General features: G+C 72.7%; 15 protein-coding genes. 3 read left to right on the top strand and 12 right to left on the bottom strand.

Annotated elements, in window-relative coordinates; all coding sequences use genetic code 11:
- Window positions 1-132: 132 nt before the first annotated feature.
- Both ACFC8N_RS18645 and fdxA read right to left on the bottom strand, forming a co-directional pair.
- Window positions 133-1,224, bottom strand: coding sequence for a bifunctional succinyldiaminopimelate transaminase/glutamate-prephenate aminotransferase (locus ACFC8N_RS18645; RefSeq protein ID WP_356026566.1), 1,092 nt, complete (start codon window positions 1,222-1,224; stop codon window positions 133-135).
- Window positions 1,225-1,331: 107 nt separating this feature from the next.
- On the bottom strand, window positions 1,332-1,658 hold the full coding sequence (gene fdxA, locus ACFC8N_RS18640) for a ferredoxin (RefSeq protein ID WP_356026564.1): 327 nt from the start codon (window positions 1,656-1,658) through the stop codon (window positions 1,332-1,334).
- Between the two features lie 140 nt (window positions 1,659-1,798).
- Here fdxA and ACFC8N_RS18635 point away from each other — a divergent pair, with 140 nt between their 5' ends.
- Window positions 1,799-2,830 (top strand): GNAT family N-acetyltransferase, encoded by a 1,032-nt coding sequence (locus ACFC8N_RS18635; protein WP_376288819.1) that lies wholly within the window; start codon window positions 1,799-1,801, stop codon window positions 2,828-2,830.
- A 7-nt stretch (window positions 2,831-2,837) separates the two neighbouring features.
- Window positions 2,838-3,704, top strand: a complete 867-nt coding sequence (locus ACFC8N_RS18630; RefSeq protein WP_362823627.1) for a transglutaminase-like domain-containing protein — start codon at window positions 2,838-2,840, stop codon at window positions 3,702-3,704.
- Window positions 3,705-3,722: 18 nt separating this feature from the next.
- Here the strand turns inward: ACFC8N_RS18630 and ACFC8N_RS18625 are convergent, their stop codons facing one another.
- The 8 genes from ACFC8N_RS18625 to ACFC8N_RS18590 form a co-directional block, all read right to left on the bottom strand.
- The gene (locus tag ACFC8N_RS18625; RefSeq protein WP_356026559.1) at window positions 3,723-4,337 is read right to left on the bottom strand and encodes a response regulator transcription factor; all 615 of its coding nucleotides are present in this window, start codon (window positions 4,335-4,337) and stop codon (window positions 3,723-3,725) included.
- Window positions 4,334-5,527 carry a sensor histidine kinase gene (locus ACFC8N_RS18620; RefSeq protein ID WP_376288922.1) on the bottom strand — a complete coding sequence of 398 codons (1,194 nt, stop codon included), beginning with the start codon at window positions 5,525-5,527 and terminating at the stop codon, window positions 4,334-4,336. Before ACFC8N_RS18620 ends, ACFC8N_RS18625 begins: the two co-directional genes overlap by 4 nt.
- Before the next feature lie 5 nt (window positions 5,528-5,532).
- Window positions 5,533-6,270 (bottom strand): ABC transporter permease, encoded by a 738-nt coding sequence (locus ACFC8N_RS18615; protein ID WP_356026557.1) that lies wholly within the window; start codon window positions 6,268-6,270, stop codon window positions 5,533-5,535.
- A complete protein-coding gene (locus ACFC8N_RS18610) occupies window positions 6,267-7,220 on the bottom strand; it encodes an ABC transporter ATP-binding protein (RefSeq protein WP_376288818.1) in 954 nt (317 codons plus the stop codon). Before ACFC8N_RS18610 ends, ACFC8N_RS18615 begins: the two co-directional genes overlap by 4 nt.
- 167 nt (window positions 7,221-7,387) lie before the next feature.
- Window positions 7,388-9,664: a hypothetical protein gene (locus ACFC8N_RS18605; protein WP_376288817.1), complete on the bottom strand. Its 2,277-nt coding sequence runs from the start codon at window positions 9,662-9,664 to the stop codon at window positions 7,388-7,390.
- A gap of 154 nt (window positions 9,665-9,818) precedes the next feature.
- On the bottom strand, window positions 9,819-10,235 hold the full coding sequence (locus ACFC8N_RS18600; RefSeq protein WP_356026551.1) for a DUF6113 family protein: 417 nt from the start codon (window positions 10,233-10,235) through the stop codon (window positions 9,819-9,821).
- Window positions 10,232-11,089 (bottom strand): N-acetyl-1-D-myo-inositol-2-amino-2-deoxy-alpha-D-glucopyranoside deacetylase, encoded by an 858-nt coding sequence (gene mshB, locus ACFC8N_RS18595; protein WP_376288816.1) that lies wholly within the window; start codon window positions 11,087-11,089, stop codon window positions 10,232-10,234. Before mshB ends, ACFC8N_RS18600 begins: the two co-directional genes overlap by 4 nt.
- An 85-nt stretch (window positions 11,090-11,174) precedes the next feature.
- On the bottom strand, window positions 11,175-11,369 hold the full coding sequence (locus ACFC8N_RS18590; RefSeq protein ID WP_356026547.1) for a hypothetical protein: 195 nt from the start codon (window positions 11,367-11,369) through the stop codon (window positions 11,175-11,177).
- Between the two features lie 164 nt (window positions 11,370-11,533).
- On the opposite strand from ACFC8N_RS18590, the gene ACFC8N_RS18585 reads away from it, so the two are divergent.
- Entirely contained in the window at window positions 11,534-13,654 is a 2,121-nt protein-coding gene (locus tag ACFC8N_RS18585) for an alpha/beta fold hydrolase (protein WP_376288815.1), read from the top strand.
- A gap of 128 nt (window positions 13,655-13,782) precedes the next feature.
- Here the strand turns inward: ACFC8N_RS18585 and ACFC8N_RS18580 are convergent, their stop codons facing one another.
- On the bottom strand, window positions 13,783-14,853 hold the full coding sequence (locus ACFC8N_RS18580; protein ID WP_356026543.1) for a dipeptide ABC transporter ATP-binding protein: 1,071 nt from the start codon (window positions 14,851-14,853) through the stop codon (window positions 13,783-13,785).
- The gene (locus ACFC8N_RS18575) at window positions 14,837-15,820 is read right to left on the bottom strand and encodes an ABC transporter ATP-binding protein (RefSeq protein WP_356026541.1); all 984 of its coding nucleotides are present in this window, start codon (window positions 15,818-15,820) and stop codon (window positions 14,837-14,839) included. The genes ACFC8N_RS18580 and ACFC8N_RS18575 overlap by 17 nt, the downstream gene beginning before the upstream one ends.
- Between the last annotated feature and the right edge of the window lies 1 nt (window position 15,821).

Below are 15,821 nucleotides of genomic sequence, written 5' to 3'. Positions count from 1 at the left end.
GCACGCCGCCCCCCCCCGCGCGGGCCCCCCCCCGGCGTGGGCCGGGGCCGCCGCGCACCCCCCCCCCCCCCCTCGGGGGGGGCCGGCGCCCGCCCCCCCCCCACCCCTTCGTCGTGCGTGTACGGCACGCGGCTACAGGCGCTCCACCGCCGCGCGGATCCGTTCGTCCGTCGCCGTCAGGGCCACGCGGACGAAGTGCTCGCCCGCCTCGCCGTAGAAGTCGCCGGGGGCCACCAGGATGCCCAGGCCCGCCAGGTGGGCGACCGTGTCCCAGCAGGACTCGCCCCGCGTGGCCCACAGGTAGAGGCTGGCCTCGCTGTGCTCGATGCGGAAGCCGTGGCCGAGCAGGGCCGCGCGCAGGGCCGCGCGGCGGGCGGCGTAGCGCTCGCGCTGCTCGTGCACGTGCGCGTCGTCGCCGAGGGCGGCCACGACGGCCGCCTGGGTCGGCGCCGAGGTCATCATGCCGCCGTGCTTGCGGATCTCCAGCAGCGGGCCGAGGACGGCCGGGTCACCGGCGACGAAGGCCGCGCGGTAGCCCGCCAGGTTGGAGCGCTTGGAGAGCGAGTGCACGGCCAGGATGCCGTCGTACGAGCCGCCGTTGACGTCCGGGTGCAGGACCGAGACCGGGTCGGCCTCCCAGCCCAGCTCCAGGTAGCACTCGTCGGAGACGACCAGGACGCCGTGCGCGCGGGCCCAGGCGACGATGCTCGTCAGGTCCTCCTTGCCGAGCACCTTGCCGGTCGGGTTCGACGGGGAGTTCAGCCAGAGGAGCTTCAGGTTCGCCGGGTCCAGGTCGCGCGGGTCGTCGTAGACCTCGTACGCGGCGCGGGCCAGGCGGGCGCCCACCTCGTAGGTCGGGTAGGCGAGGCGCGGGTAGGCCACCGTGTCGCCCGGGCCGAGGCCGAGCTGGGTCGGCAGCCAGGCCACCAGCTCCTTGGAGCCGACCACCGGCAGGACGTGGCGGTGGGTGACGTCGCGGGCGCCGAGGCGGCGCTCCAGCCAGCCGGTGATCGCGTCACGCAGCGCCGGGGTGCCCCACACGGTCGGGTAGCCCGGGGAGTCGGCCGCGTCGATCAGGGCCTTCTGGATCAGCTCGGGCACCGGGTCGACCGGGGTGCCCACGGAGAGGTCGACGATCCCGCCGGGGTGCGCGGCTGCCGTCTTCTTGTACGGCTCCAGCTTGTCCCAGGGGAAGGCGGGGAGCCGGTCGGAGACTGCGGACACGGGAATCAGGCTCACTTTCGTACGGTGCGGCAAACGCCTCGGTCCCGTGCGGCGTGATCGGGGCCGTACGGGACCGAGGCGATGCGAAGCGCGGGACGCTCGCGGGATTACTCTTCGCCGGCCCGCGGCGGCAGCGCGGCGACGAACGGGTGGTCACGCTCGATCAGACCCAGCTTGCTGGCACCGCCGGGCGAGCCCAGCTCGTCGAAGAACTCGACGTTCGCCTTGTAGTAGTCCTTCCACTCCTCCGGCACGTCGTCCTCGTAGAAGATCGCCTCGACCGGGCAGACCGGTTCACAGGCGCCACAGTCGACGCATTCGTCCGGGTGGATGTACAAGGACCGCTGGCCCTCGTAAATGCAGTCGACCGGGCACTCCTCGATGCACGCCTTGTCCTTGAGATCGACACAAGGCTCTGCGATGACGTAGGTCACGCTGTCGTTCCTCCTCGATAGGGCGCTGGCGGGCCTCCTCAGGCTCCGCCGCCTGGCGCGCGGGAGCGCGGCGTCGTCGATGCCCGCCCCTAGTATCTCCGTTCCGGAGCATGATCCGAACAGGAGGGGTGAACTGACCAGTGGAAATCTCGGCGGCAGGACGTCTGGTGGTCCGCATTACCCCTGCTGACGTGGGAAAACGCGTCTCTGTGCGGCGCTTGGAAGCGCCTGGAGCCGGATCGGAGAAGTTCACCGACACGGTGGGGGTTCTCACATCATGGACTGATGGCGTGCTCATGATCACACGACGGAACGGGGAGAGCGTCCGCATCGCGGAAGCCTCCGTGGTAGCGGCCAAGGTCGTGCCCGCGGCGCCCGCGCGCCGCCGGGGGCCCGCCGCCTCGTACGAGGAGCTGGCCCGCGTCGGCGCGCGCGGCTGGCAGCCCGTGGAGAGCGAGCGGCTCGGCCAGTGGGAGCTGCGGGCGGCTTCCGGATTCACCCGGCGGGCCAACAGCGTGCTGCCGCTCGGCGATCCGGGGCTCCCCCTCGACGCGGCCCTGGATGCCGTACGACGCTGGTACGGCGAGCGTGGTCTGCCCGCCTACGTCCAGACCGCCACCGGCGCCGAGGGCACACAGGAGCTGCTCTGCGCGGAGCTGGAGCGGCGCGGCTGGGTGCGGGAGGTGAGCGCCGAGGTGTGGACCGGCGCCCTGGCGCCGGTCGCGGACCGGGCCGAGGGCGCGGGTGTGGCCCTGGCCCGGGAGGCGGACGAGGCGTGGCTCGCCCGGTACCAGCGCAAGGGAGTGAGCGTGGTGGCCCTGCGGGTGCTCGGCACAGGACCCTCGGTGTGGTTCGCGACCGTGCCGGGGGACACAGGAGACGCCGTCGCGCCGCCGGCCGCGATCGGGCGGTGCGTCGTGGACGGGCGGTGGGCCGGGTTCGCCGCCGTCGAGGTGGACCCCGCCCGGCGCCGCCAGGGGCTCGCCACGGAGGTGATGGCCGCGCTGGCCCGGCGGGCGCTGGACGAGGGCGCGTCGGCGGCCTGGCTCCAGGTCGAGACGGACAACGAGGACGCGCGGGCGCTGTACGCCGCGCTGGGCTTCACGCCGCACCACACCTACCACCACTACCGGGCGCCGGACGCACCGGGCGAGCGCCGTGGAAGGGTCTGAGCCCGTCATGCCTCACCCGCACCTGCCGCCGCCGTATCCGCCGCCGCCGGAGCGCGCCGCCGAGCTGCGCCGCAGGTTCGCCGAGGAGGCGCGCGCCGAGCGGCCGGACCTGTCCGCGCTGTGCCTGCTGATCGGCGCCGCGGCGGACGGCTCGCTGGACGAGACCGGGATCGACACCGCGCAGCTGGAGCTGGACCGGCTGGCGGGCGAGCTGCCGTACCGGCCGGGCGGGCCGCGCGCCTGGGCGGAGGCCGTACAGCGGCTGCTCGGCGGGTGCTACGCGTTCCACGGGACGCCCGGTGACTACCAGCGGCTGGAGTCCTCGCTGCTGCACGAGGTGCTGCGACGCCGGCGCGGGCTGCCGATCCTGCTGTCGGTGGTGTGGCTGGAGGTCGCCCGGCGGGCGGGTGCCCCGGTGTACGGGGTCGCGCTGCCGGGGCACTTCGTGGTGGGGTTCGGCGCGGCGCGGGAGCAGGTGCTGGCCGATCCCTTCGAAGGCGGGCGGGTGCTGACCGGGACCGACGCGGAGCTGCTCGTGGTCGGGGCGACGGGGGCGCCGCTGGATCCCGCCGTGCTGGAACCCGCGCCGCCGCTGGAGGTCGTGCAGCGCGTCCTGAACAACATACGGGCCTGGGCCGCCGCCCGGCCCGAGCGGTCGGACGTGGCACTGTGGGCCGTGGAACTGGCGCTGCTGGTGCCGTCGCACCCGGCCCGGCTGCGCTACGAACGGGGCCAACTGCTGGTGCAGCGCGGCGAGTTCGTCTCGGGCGCGGCGGAACTGGACGCCTACGCCGAGCTGATCGAGGTCGTCGACGAACCGGCCGCCCGCAAGGTGCGGGAACAGGCGCACACCGCGCGGGCCATGCTCAACTGACCTGCCGGCCGGGCGCCTTCACAGCCACCCCTTCTCCCGGGCCGTCCGTACCGCCTCCGCGCGGTTGCGCACCGCCAGCTTCTGGATGGCGGTGGAGAGGTAGTTGCGGACCGTGCCCTGGGAGAGGTGCAGGGTCTTGGCCAGTTCGGCGTTGGTCGCGCCGTCGGCCGCCGCGCGCAGCACCTCGCGTTCGCGCTCGGTGAGGGGGTTGGCGCCCTCGGCGAGCGCGGCGGCGGCGAGGGTCGGGTCGATGACCCGCTCACCGGCGAGCACCTTGCGGATCGCCTCGGCGAGCTGGGCGGCCGGGGCGTCCTTGACGAGGAAGGCGTCGGCGCCCGCCTCCATGGCGCTGCGCAGATAGCCGGGCCGGCCGAAGGTGGTCAGGACGACCAGCTTGACCTGCGGAAACTCCCGGTGCACCCGGGCAGCCGCCTCGATGCCGGTGCAGCCGGGCATCTCGATGTCGAGCAGGGCCACGTCCACGCCGTGCTCGCCGACGGCGGCGAGCACCTGGTCCCCGCGCGCGACCTGGGCGACGACCTCGATGTCCGCCTCCAGGCCGAGCAGCGCGGCCAGCGCCTCACGGACCATCGACTGGTCCTCGGCCAGCAGGACCTTGATCGTGCACGTCATGCCCCGGATCCTACGTCCCCCGAAAGGGCCGTGGGGACGCGGGCGACGAGCCGGAAGCCGTGCTTGGCACGGCCCGCCTCCAGGCTGCCGCCGGCCTTCTCCAGCCGCTCGGTGAGCCCGGTCAGACCGTTGCCCGGGGCGCTCCCGACGCCGCCGGATCCGTTGTCCTCGACGGAGAGTTCGAGGACCGGCCCGTCGAGGGTCTGCCGGTGGGTGAGCTGGACGAGGCAGCGGTCGGCGCCGCTGTGCCGGACCACGTTGGTGACCGCCTCGCGCAGCGCCCAGGCGAGCGCGGACTCGGACTCCTCCGGGACGCCGGCGAGGTCGGGTTCGGCGGGCACGTCGGCGATGACGCCGGCGGCGGTCAGGGCGACCTGGGTGCCGGCGAGTTCGGCGGCGAGCCGGGGCCGCCGGTAGCCGGTGACGGCCTCCCGCACGTCGACCAGCGCCTGCCGGCTGACCTGCTCGATGTCGGCGACCTGCTGGGCCGCCTTGTCGGGGTGCTCGGGCAGCATCCGGCCGGCCAGCTCGCTCTTCAGCGTGATCAGCGAGAGGGAGTGGCCGAGCAGGTCGTGCAGGTCGCGGGCGAGGCGCAGGCGCTCCTCGTTGGCGGCGAGGTGGGCGACGGTGGCCCGGGCCTTGCGCAACTCGATGGTGGTGCGGACGAGTTGGCCCACCCCGACCATCGCGAAGCCGATGAGGACGACGAGGAGCAGGGTGTCGTCCCAGCCGGACCCGCCGTTGTGCCGTTCGGTCAGGAACATCACCACGGCCGTAGCCGGGATCGCCCAGTACGCGTGGCGCAGCGGCAGGGTCGCCCCGCAGGCCACCGAGACGTAGACGAAGAGCCCGATCCAGGCTTCGCCGAGGGCGAAGTTCAGCAGCGGGGCGAGGACGGCCATCACCCCGAGCAGCGAGGCGACGACCCCCGGGGTGAAGGGCTTGCCCATGTTCCGGAAGACCAGCGTCAGGTAGGCGACGACGAACGCGATGAGCCCGAGCGTGCCGGCGACGGTGGCGGCGGCGGTGTGGTGGCCCGCGGCCAGGTCGTGGATCGGTGAGCTGAGGAAGATCAGCCAGACGCCGATCCACAGCGCCTTGACCAGCACCTCGCGCCGGGTGCCGGGCCCCTGGCCGATCCGTACCTGGGTCTCCGGCCGCTTGTCGCCGGCCCGCCGTTCTTCCGCCATGGTGCTCACGCCTTCAGCGTGTCCTTCCGGTACAGCCAGGCCGCGCCGCCCGCGAACAGGACGAAGTAGCCGGCGAGGATGGCGATGTCCGTCGTGTGCGGGGCCTGGCTCTGCTCGATCGCCCGCCCGAGAGCAGCGTACGCGTGCGTGGGCAGCCACTTCGCGATGTCCTGGAGGAACTGCGGGAAGGTCGTGGTCGGCATCCACAGGCCGCCGAGGATGGACAGGCCGAAGTAGATGATCATCGTGATGGGGCGGACCGCGTCCCCGGAGGCGACGTAGCCGATGGCGACGCCGAGCGCGGCGAAGACGAGGCTGCCGGCCCAGATGATGCCGGTGAGGGCGAGCCACTGCCAGGCGTCCAGGCGTACGTGCTTGATCGCGGCGGCGACCGCGAAGACCACGACGATCGACGGCAGGCTCACCACGGCGGCGCCGGCGGTCTTGGCGAGGACGTAGCCGCGCCCGGGCAGCGGGGTCAGGCGCAGCTGCCGTACCCAGCCGTTCTCGCGCTCCTTGGCGATGCGCTCGCTGTTGCCCATCAGCACGGCGGTCAGGGCGCCGAAGGAGGCCATGGAGACCATCATGTACGTCGCGAGGGTCAGGCCGGTGCCGTCGACCTTGGTGTCCTTGGCGTTGCCCGCGATGATCAGGAAGAGGATCGCCGGGTAGAGCACCGAGAAGAACAGGAACTTCTTGTTGCGGAAGGAGCGGATCAGTTCCAGCTTGATCAGGGCGTTCATGACTGCTTGGCCTCCTCGGCCTCCGTGATGGCGACGAAGGCCTGCTCCAGACCGAGGCCGGCGACTTCGAGGTTGCGGGGGTAGACGCCGAGGCCGTACAGGGCGTGGACGGTGGCGTCGGCGTCGGACGACTGGATGCGGACGGTCTGCCCGGACCCCGCGGCGGAGCCGCTGTTGGACACAGTGACCGAGGTGAGGAACGGCAGGGCGCGCAGGGCGGCCTCGTCGACGGCGCCCTCCAGGTCGAAGGCGATGCGCCGGGCGCCGGCCTTGGCCTTGATCTCGGCGGCGGTGCCGTCGGCGAGGAGCCGGCCGCGGTGCAGCACGAGCACCCGGTCGGCGATCGCGTCGGCCTCTTCGAGGTAGTGGGTGGCGAAGAGGACCGTACGGCCCTGGTCGGCCTGCTCGCGCATGGTGGCCCAGAAGGCCTGGCGGGCGGAGACGTCCATGCCGGTGGTCGGCTCGTCCAGGATGATCAGGTCGCTGTCACCGGCGGTGGCCAGGGCGAACCGCACGCGCTGGGCCTGGCCGCCGGAGAGCTTGTTGACCTTGCGGTCGGCGATCTGCGTGATGCCCGCGCGGGCCATCACCTCGGCCGCCTTGTACGCCTTGGGGTGCAGCGAGCAGGCCAGCTTCACCATCTCGCCGACGGTGACCTCGTCCATCAGACCGCCGCTCTGGAGCATGGCGCCGACGCGCCCGGCGACGATGGCCTCGCGCGGGCTGGTGCCGAACACGTTCACCGTGCCGCTGTCGGCGTTCTTCAGACCGAGGAGCAGATCGAGGGTGGTGGACTTGCCGGCCCCGTTCGGGCCGAGGAGGGCGACGGTCTCGCCGGGGTGCAGGGCCAGGGAGAGCCCGTCCACGGCCCGCACACTGCCGTACGTCTTGGTCACCTGGTCGAAGCCGACCACCGGGGTGGCGGTGGCCGGTGCCGCAGTCGTTGTCATGCCCCCATGCTCGCCGAACGGGCGCCGGGCCCGGCAGTGTCGGCGGTCCTGAGAGGCGGATGACAGATGTCATGCGGATCGGGTGACAGGCACGGCGGGGCAGGGAGACGGGCACGGCGAAGGGGCGCCCGGTGTCCGCACCGGGCGCCCCGCCAAGTGCCGTGTGACTAGCTGGGGTTGGTCGAGATGACCGCGACCCGGTTGGTCCTGCTCATCAGCGCCTGGCGCAGGGCGCCGTACACGTCCTGCGGCGTGACCGGCGTCTTCTTGCCGTTGCCGCGGGTGATGAGCACGCCGTTGAAGGCGTTGCCGTAGAGCTGCTGCAGAGCGGCCATGTCGGGACTGTCGACCAGCTTGCCGTTGACGGCCTTCACCCTGAGGAACTTCCACAGCGACTTCTGCGGGCTCATCGGGATCGAGTGCGCGGCGTCCGTCATCACCGTCACCTTGCCCGACATCGCCGGCTCTGCGAACTCCTTCATCTCGCGGTCGACCTCGGCGTTCGGCACCGTCGGCTGCCGCGTGGCCGTCGGGACGGCGACCGGGGGCGCGGTGTCCGTCTCCACGGCGGTGCGGTAGGCCTGTTCGACCGCCTTGGTCGCGGAGGCCGCGTCGATGCCCTTGCCCGCCTTGCCGTAGACGGCGACGGCCCGGCCCGCCTCGAACCTGATGGTGCCGTCGGACGAGAGGCCGGAGCCGCCGCCGGCCTGCTGGAGGGCGGCCTGGAGCTTCTCCTCGTCCACCGGCATCTCGGGCGCGATCACACGTTTCTGCCCGAACAGCGAGCCGATGACGTGGACGGGGTTGTAGTCGCTGGTCGCGGCCTTGCCGACGGTGGCCTGGAAGTCGAACTGGAGCCCCGCGTTCTCCGGCGCGAGGGTCACCGTCCTGCCGTCCACGGTGAGTCTCAGCGGCTTGTTCACCCGGCTTCCGAACGCGTCGTCGAGCTTCTTGACGGCGTCGTCGCGGGTGCCGCCGCCGATGTCGACGCCGAGCACGGTGGTGCCCTTGGGCACGTCGGTGTGGTTCATCAGCAGTCCGGCGCCGTAGGCGCCGCCCGCGACGACGACCACACCGGCGCCGAGCAGCACCAGCTTGCTGCGGCCCTTCTTCTTCGGCGCGGCCTGCGCCTTGGGCTTCGGCGCGGGGGCCGGCTCCGGCACGGCGGCCGGGTCGGTCTGGTTCCCGGCGCCGCCGAACGGGGAGTTGCCGCCGCTCGGGACGACCGGGATGCCGCTGGTGACGGTGTGTCCGGAGACGTTGTCGGCACGGCGGTAGCCGGGGGTGCCCGGTTCGGGGGCCGGCTTCTGCGGGGTGAGGATCGCGGTGTCGTCGCTGAGCCCGCCGGGACCACCCGGAGGCGCGGCCGGAGCGCCGGGCACCGCCGGACCGTCCAGGTCGGCGATGTCGGCGAGGGCGCTGTGCGGCGGCGGAGTGCTCCGGCCGCCGCTGCCCGGGGCCGCGAACGGGTCGGCGCCCGGGCGGGGGCCGCCGGCCGACGGGGCGAGGGCGCCGTCGCCGGTGACGGGGCCGCTGGTGGGGCCGGCCGGGCCGCCGCCCAGGCCGCCGGGGCCGTTCGGACCGCCCAGGCCGCTGGCGCCGCCGTGCCCGTTGGCACCGCTCGCGCCCGTGCCGAAGCCGTCGTGCCCGGGGGCGCCCGCACCGCCGTAGGTGTCCTGGCCGCCGTTCTCCGAGAAGTACGGCAGTTCGTCGCGGCGGGATTCGGCGTTCGCGGCCGGGCCGGGGCGGGAACCGCCCGCCAGCGGGCCCGCGTTCAGCGCCTCGGTCACGTCGAAGGAGCCGGTGCCGCCGCCGTGTCCGGGGGCGACGGGGCCGCCGGTGGCGCCGGGCAGGCCGGCGCCGTTCGTGGTGCCGGAGCGGGTGGCGCCGGGGACGCTCATGGAGCCGACGACGCCGCCGGGACGGCCGCCGCCGGAGCGTGCGCCGGTGGTACCCGTCGTACCGGACGCTCCCGCACCACCCGGACGGGCGGCCGGCGCACCCGTGGCGCCACCGGTACCGGTGGAACCGCCCTGGGTTCCGCCGCCGCCCGGACCGCCCTTGGGCGCCGAGGACTTGCGGGGTGCGAACCAGTCGCTGGCCTTCTCGTCGGCCTGGGCCGGCGGCGCGGCAGGGGCCTCGGCGGCCGGGCGCTCGGCCGCGGGCCGCGTGTCGGCGGCGGGCGCGTCCTCACCGGCGTCGGTGTCGCCGACGGGCTTGCGCACGACGACCGGCGGAATCGGCCGGGATCCGGGGATGTTGATCCGGATCCGGGTCGTCAGCGTGGTCTCGGTCTTCTTCTCCTCCGGCTGCGTGCCCGAACGGCCCGCACCCGAACCGTCATCGGTAGCCATGGGGGTCCCGTACGGCGGCGTGCCGGAGGGGTATGCGGCTCCTCCACGCCCGTTGGGCCCGGAGGACGGAGTGTCAGTTTCACGACTCAAGGCAGGTTCTCCCAGTTGGCTCCGCCGCCCGTTACGACCTCGCGGGCGGCTCGGCGGCGCGCACCACCATACTGGCCACTTCTGGCGCTTATCCCATGACCGCTGAGGAAACCCACACCGGACTCGCACGTGCGTGGTACGGCGAAGTGGTACGTCACTTCCCAAGTCGGGCGGGGCCGCCGCCAGGTTGCCGCCCCGCGCCGATGGTGGCGCAGATCACAGCGACCACCATGCCACCCAGCAGGAAGAGATAGGACGACCCCCCGGCACTGAACAGGAAGTCGCCCTCGGGGCGCGAGGTGGTGAGCAGGATGACGGCGATGATCCAGCCGGCCACCGGTGCCACGGCCCCGCCGCGCCCGCCGGTGGCGTACGCACCGCCGAGGAACAGCCCGGCCGAGCCGACGAGCGCGAGCAGCAGCCCGCCGGGGAACCAGCCGGCCTGCACCAGGGTCCCGGCGAGACCGACGACCGCACCGAGCAGGAAGAGGCCGGCGTAGGCGGCGACGCGTCCGGCGGAGGGCCGTTGCAGCGGCTGGGCGAGCATCGGTCCCTGTCCCGAGTTGCTCATGTCCCCGCCCCCTCGACGCCCGCGAACAGGTCGCTCTCCCCGGGCTCGGCCGTGCCGCGCACCAGCTCGTAGTACTCGGTGGTGAACAGCGGCTGGGCCAGCTCGTTGGAGAGCGCGAAGTACGGCTCGGCCACCTCGATCTGGGTGACGTGGGCGCGCATCGCGGCGGCCTTGGCGGCGGCGTACGGCGCGCCGTCGACGGCGGTGGTGATCCGCCCGTCGTCCACGACACCCGGCACGTCGGCCAGGGACGCGCTCTTGTCGAACGGCAGTGCGGACAGCTCCTCCTGGAGCCGCTCGAAGGCGGCCTCGGCGACGGAGCGCGGGACGCGGTTCCAGTAGACCTTCGCGATCCGGTGCCCGCGCTCGTCCGCCAGCTCGGCGGCGCGCATGGCGACCCGGTGGGCCTGGATGTGGTCCGGGTGGCCGTATCCGCCGTTGTCGTCGTACGTCACGAGCACCTGGGGCCGGACGTCGAGGATCACCTCGGCAAGCCGCCCGGCGGCCTCGTCGACACCGGCCTGCCAGAAGCACCCCGGGTCCTCGTTGTCCGCGATGCCCATCATCCCGGAGTCCCCGTACCGCCCCGCGCCGCCGAGCAGCCGGGCGTCGCTCACCCCGAGCGCACGCACGGCGTCGGCCAGCTCGCCACGCCGGTGCAGGCCCAGCGCGGCACCGGTCAGATGCCGCAGCTCGGGCGGAATGACCTCGCCGCGCTCTCCGAGGGTGCAGGTGACCAGGGTCACATGGACCCCCTCGGCCGCGTACCGGGCCATGGTCGCGCCGTTGTTGATCGACTCGTCGTCCGGATGCGCGTGCACCAGGAGAAGACGCCGGTCGGGCAGTTCCGTCATGGGGTCCACCCTACGAGGCTGCGGCGCTCTTGCAGCGCGGCAGGCCGTCGGCGCGGCAGGCCGTCGGCGGTGACCTCCCGGCCCCTCAGAACTTGATGCTGCCGATCATGCTCGCGACGTTCGTCGTCAGCTGGCTGATCGTGGGTGCGATGGTCGAGGAGGCGAGGTAGAAGCCGAGCAGCATGCAGACGAGCGCGTGCCCGCCCTTCAACCCCGACTTCTTGATCAGCAGGAAGACGATGATCGCCAGCAGCACCACCGCCGAAATCGAGAGTGCCACGGCGGCTCACCTCCAAAGATCGCCAGATCCGGATCAGTTGACCAAGTCCACACGGACGCCAGCGGGTTCATACCCACACAGCGGTAGTGATCATAACTATGCGTGCTCGCGCATCGCTCGGCGCACGGCCGCACAAGGGGGCGCATGGCCAATATGGTCGAGGCATGACGACCGAGGCTGACTCCTTCCCCCGACGGCACGCCCGGACACAGCGGTTCACGCTCGGCGCGCCGCGTTCGTTCACCGTGTCGCCCGACGGTTCGCGTGTCGCGTTCCTCCGCTCCGGCTCCGGCGACGACCGGGCCAACTCCCTTTGGGTTCTCGATCTTCCGGACGGCGCCGAGCGGCCGGCCGCCGATCCGCGCACCCTCCTCGCCGGCGCCTCCGAGGAGCTGTCCGCGCAGGAGCGGGCGCGCCGCGAGCGCAGCCGGGAGGGCGGTGCCGGGATCGTCGGCTACGCCACCGACACGGCCGTGGAGCTGGCGTCTTTCGCCTTGTCAGGGCGGCTTTTCACGGCCGAGCTGCGGGCCGGCACCACGCGTGAACTCCGGGTCCCGGGACCGGTGATCGACCCGCGTCCCGCCCCCGACGGCCGGCACGTCGCGTACGTCGCGCGGGGTGCGCTGCGGGTCGTGGGCGCGGACGGGGAGCAGGACCGGGCCCTCGCGGAACCGGAGTCGGAGCACATCGCCTACGGCCTCGCCGAGTTCATCGCGGCGGAGGAGATGGGGCGTTCGCGGGGCTTCTGGTGGGCGCCGGACGGGCGCCGGCTGCTCGTGGCGCGCGTGGACGACACGCCGGTGAAGCGGTGGTGGATCGCGGATCCGGCCCACCCGGAGCGTGAGCCAGTTAACGTGGCCTACCCGGCCGCCGGCACCCCGAACGCGGACGTGCGGCTGTTCGTGCTCGGCCTCGACGGGGAGCGCACGGAGGTCGGCTGGGACCGGGAGCGCTATCCGTATCTCGCGCGTGTGCACTGGTCAGCGGCGGGTGCGCCGCTGTTGCTGGTGCAGGCGCGGGACCAGCGGAGCCAGCTGTTCCTGGCCGTGGATCCGGACACCGGGGCCACGCGGATGGTGCACGCCGACGAAGATCCGATTTGGCTGGAACTTTTCCCTGGCGTGCCCTGCTGGAGCCCCTCAGGGCAGCTCGTCCGCATCGTGGACGAGGGGGGCACCCGGGCGCTCGCGGTCGGCGAACGTCCCCTGACCAGCGGTCAGTTGCACATCCGGGCGGTGCTGGACGTGGGCGAGAGCGACGTGCTGGTTTCCGCCTCGACCGGCCACGAGGCACATGCCGGGGAAATTGGCGAAGTTCATGTGTACCGCGTGAACGAACTGGGTGTGGAGCGTGTGTCCCAGGAGCCCGGTGTGCACACGGCGACGCGTGCGGGCGATGTGACGGTGCTCGTGTCCACGAGCCTGGACCGGCCCGGCGCCCGGGTGCAGGTGCTGCGTGACGGAAAGACGGTGGCCACTGTCCGGTCATATGCCGAAGATCCCGGTCTGTCCCCTCGGGTGACCCTGGTCGAGGGGGGCGCACGCCGAATTCCGTGCGCCGTGCTTATGCCCCGGGACTACTCCGGGGACACGCCCCTGCCGGTCCTGCTGGACCCCTACGGCGGACCGCACGGCCAGCGGGTGGTCGCCGCGCACAACGCCCACCTCACCTCGCAGTGGTTCGCCGACCAGGGCTTCGCGGTGATCGTCGCCGACGGGCGCGGCACCCCGGGGCGTTCGCCGGGCTGGGAGAAGTCGGTCCGGGACGACCTCGCGGCCGTCGTGCTGGAGGACCAGGTCGCCGCGCTGCACGCGCTCGCCGAGCGGTTCCCGCTGGACCTCGGCCGGGTGGCGATCCGGGGCTGGTCCTTCGGCGGCTATCTCGCGGCGCTCGCGGCGCTGCGCCGCCCGGACGTCTTCCACGCGGCGGTCGTCGGAGCGCCGGTCACCGACCTCCGGCTGTACGACACCCACTACCAGGAGCGCTACCTCGGCGACCCGGGCGAGCGGCCCGAGGTCTACCGGCGCAACTCGCTGGTGGACGACGCGGGCCTGGTCGACCCGGCCGAACCGCACCGCCCGATGATGATCATCCACGGTCTGGCGGACGACAACGTGGTGGTCGCCCACTCCCTGCGGCTGTCCTCCGCCCTGCTGGCCGCCGGCCGTGCGCACGAGGTCCTGCCGCTGTCCGGGGTGACGCACATGACCCCGCAGGAGACGGTCGCCGAGAACCTGCTCCGGCTCCAGCTGGACTTCCTCAAGCGGTCGCTGGGCATGGCATAGCGCCGCAAACACCCCTCAACCGCGTTAACACGCAGGCAACTTCACAGAAGCCGTACCGATATACGGACGCTGGATCCTGAACAGCGTACGGCCGTGCGGGTGCCGTAAGCGGGCCGGGATGCGCCATGTCATCCCGGCCCGCTGCCGTTCTCCCCGGCGGCGCCCTCCGCCGGGACCACCTGGAGCTCCTCCGCGAAGTGGCAGGCGGAGTCGTGGGCCGCCGGACCCGTGCCGCCCCGGAAGACCTCCGGGACCGCCAGCGCCGGGACCTCCACCACGCACCGCTCCCGGGCCTTCCAGCAGCGGGTGCGGAAGCGGCAGCCGGAGGGGATGTTCGCCGGCGAGGGCACGTCACCGGTGAGGATGATCCGCTCGCGCCGGTCGCGGGCCTCGGGGTCGGGGACGGGGACCGCCGACAGGAGCGCCTGGGTGTAGGGGTGTGTGGGATGGTCGTAGATCTCGGTGTCCCGGCCGGTCTCCACGATCCGGCCCAGGTACATGACCCCGACCCGGTCCGAGATGTGCCGCACGATCGACAGGTCGTGGGCGATGAAGACGTAGGAGAGGTCGAACTCGGACTGGAGCCGGTCGAGCAGGTTGATCACCTGGGCCTGGACCGAGACGTCGAGGGCGGAGACGGGTTCGTCGGCGACGATGACCTCCGGGCGCAGCGCCAGCCCCCGGGCGATGCCGATGCGCTGGCGCTGGCCGCCGGAGAACTGGTGCGGATAGCGGTTGACGTACTCCGGGTTGAGGCCGACGACGTCCAGCAGTTCCTGGACCCGGCGGCGGCGCTCGCCCTTCGGGGCCGCCTCGGGGTGGATGTCGTACGGCTCCCCGACGATGTCGCCGACGGTCATGCGGGGGTTGAGGGAGGTGTACGGGTCCTGGAAGACCATCTGGATGTTGCGGCGTACGGCCTTCAGGGCGCGGCCGGACAGCCGGGTGATGTCCTCGCCCTTGAACCGGATCGACCCGGCCGTCGGGCGTTCCAGGTTGCACAGCAGCTTGGCGACCGTGGACTTGCCGCAGCCGGACTCGCCGACGATGCCGAGGGTTTCGCCCCTGCCGAGGGTGAAGTCGACGCCGTCGACGGCCCTGATCGCGCCGATCTGCTTCCTGAAGAGGACGCCCCGGGTGAGCGGGTAGTGCTTGACGAGCCCGCTGACCTGGAGGATCGGCTCACTGCTCGGGGCCATGCAGGCACTCCCTCCAGAAGTGGCAGGCGCTGCCCCGGGCCGGGGACACCGCGTACAGGGCCGGTTCGTCCGTACGGCAGACGTCCTGGGCCATCGGGCAGCGGGGGTGGAAGGCGCAGCCGGGCGGGATGCTCGTCAGGTTCGGCGGCAGGCCCTTGATGGCGTACAGTTCCTGGCCCTTCTGGTCCAGGCGCGGGATGGAGTCCAGCAGGCCCCGGGTGTAGGGGTGGGCGGGGGCCTTGTACAGGTCGAGGACGGGCGCGGACTCGACGATGCGGCCCGCGTACATCACGGCGATGCGGTCGGCGACGTCGGCGACGACGCCGAGATCATGGGTGATGAGGATGAGCCCCATGCGGTACTCGCGCTGCAGCTCCGCGAGCAGGTCCATGACCTGGGCCTGCACGGTGACGTCGAGGGCGGTGGTGGGCTCGTCGGCGATGACCAGCGCGGGCTCCAGGGCAAGCGCCATGGCGATCATGATGCGCTGGCGCATGCCGCCGGAGAACTGATGGGGATAGTCCCGCACCCGCTGCGCGGCCCCCGGGATCCGCACCCGCTCCATCAGCTCGACGGCCCTGGCCCGCGCGTCCTTCTTCGACATGCCCCGGTGCACGACGAACATCTCGCCGAGCTGATCGCCCACGCAGACGACGGGGTTGAGGGCCGACAGGGCGTCCTGGAAGATCATGGCCATGTCGGCGCCCCTGATCTTCCGCCGCTCCTCTTCCTTCAGCCTCAGCAGATCCTGTCCCTGGAAGAGGATCTGTCCGCCGGTGATCCTGCCGGGCGGCATGTCGAGGATCCCCATCACGGCCTGCGCCGTCACCGACTTGCCCGACCCGGACTCCCCGAGCACGGCCAGCGTCTCGCCCGCGTCCACGGCGTACGACACCCCGTTGACCGCCCTGGCGACCCCGTCCCGGGTCCGGAACTCCACGTGCAGGTCCCGCACTTCGAGCAGCACG

The sequence above is a fragment of the Streptomyces sp. NPDC055966 genome (genome assembly GCF_042269865.1).
Lineage (GTDB): Bacteria > Actinomycetota > Actinomycetes > Streptomycetales > Streptomycetaceae > Streptomyces.
The sequence above is the reverse complement of the archived record's forward strand: the minus strand, read 5'-3'. Positions and strand labels throughout refer to the sequence as shown.

Coding starts and splice junctions, on each gene's coding strand:
- mshB (WP_376288816.1), bottom strand. CDS start 11,089: ATGACGGAACTGCCCGACCGGCGTCTTCTCCTGGTGCACGCGCATCCG.
- ACFC8N_RS18580 (WP_356026543.1), bottom strand. CDS start 14,853: ATGGCCCCGAGCAGTGAGCCGATCCTCCAGGTCAGCGGGCTCGTCAAG.
- ACFC8N_RS18625 (WP_356026559.1), bottom strand. CDS start 4,337: ATGACGTGCACGATCAAGGTCCTGCTGGCCGAGGACCAGTCGATGGTC.
- ACFC8N_RS18630 (WP_362823627.1), top strand. CDS start 2,838: ATGCCTCACCCGCACCTGCCGCCGCCGTATCCGCCGCCGCCGGAGCGC.
- ACFC8N_RS18615 (WP_356026557.1), bottom strand. CDS start 6,270: ATGAACGCCCTGATCAAGCTGGAACTGATCCGCTCCTTCCGCAACAAG.
- ACFC8N_RS18610 (WP_376288818.1), bottom strand. CDS start 7,220: ATGACAACGACTGCGGCACCGGCCACCGCCACCCCGGTGGTCGGCTTC.
- ACFC8N_RS18600 (WP_356026551.1), bottom strand. CDS start 10,235: ATGAGCAACTCGGGACAGGGACCGATGCTCGCCCAGCCGCTGCAACGG.
- ACFC8N_RS18620 (WP_376288922.1), bottom strand. CDS start 5,527: ATGGCGGAAGAACGGCGGGCCGGCGACAAGCGGCCGGAGACCCAGGTA.
- ACFC8N_RS18585 (WP_376288815.1), top strand. CDS start 11,534: ATGACGACCGAGGCTGACTCCTTCCCCCGACGGCACGCCCGGACACAG.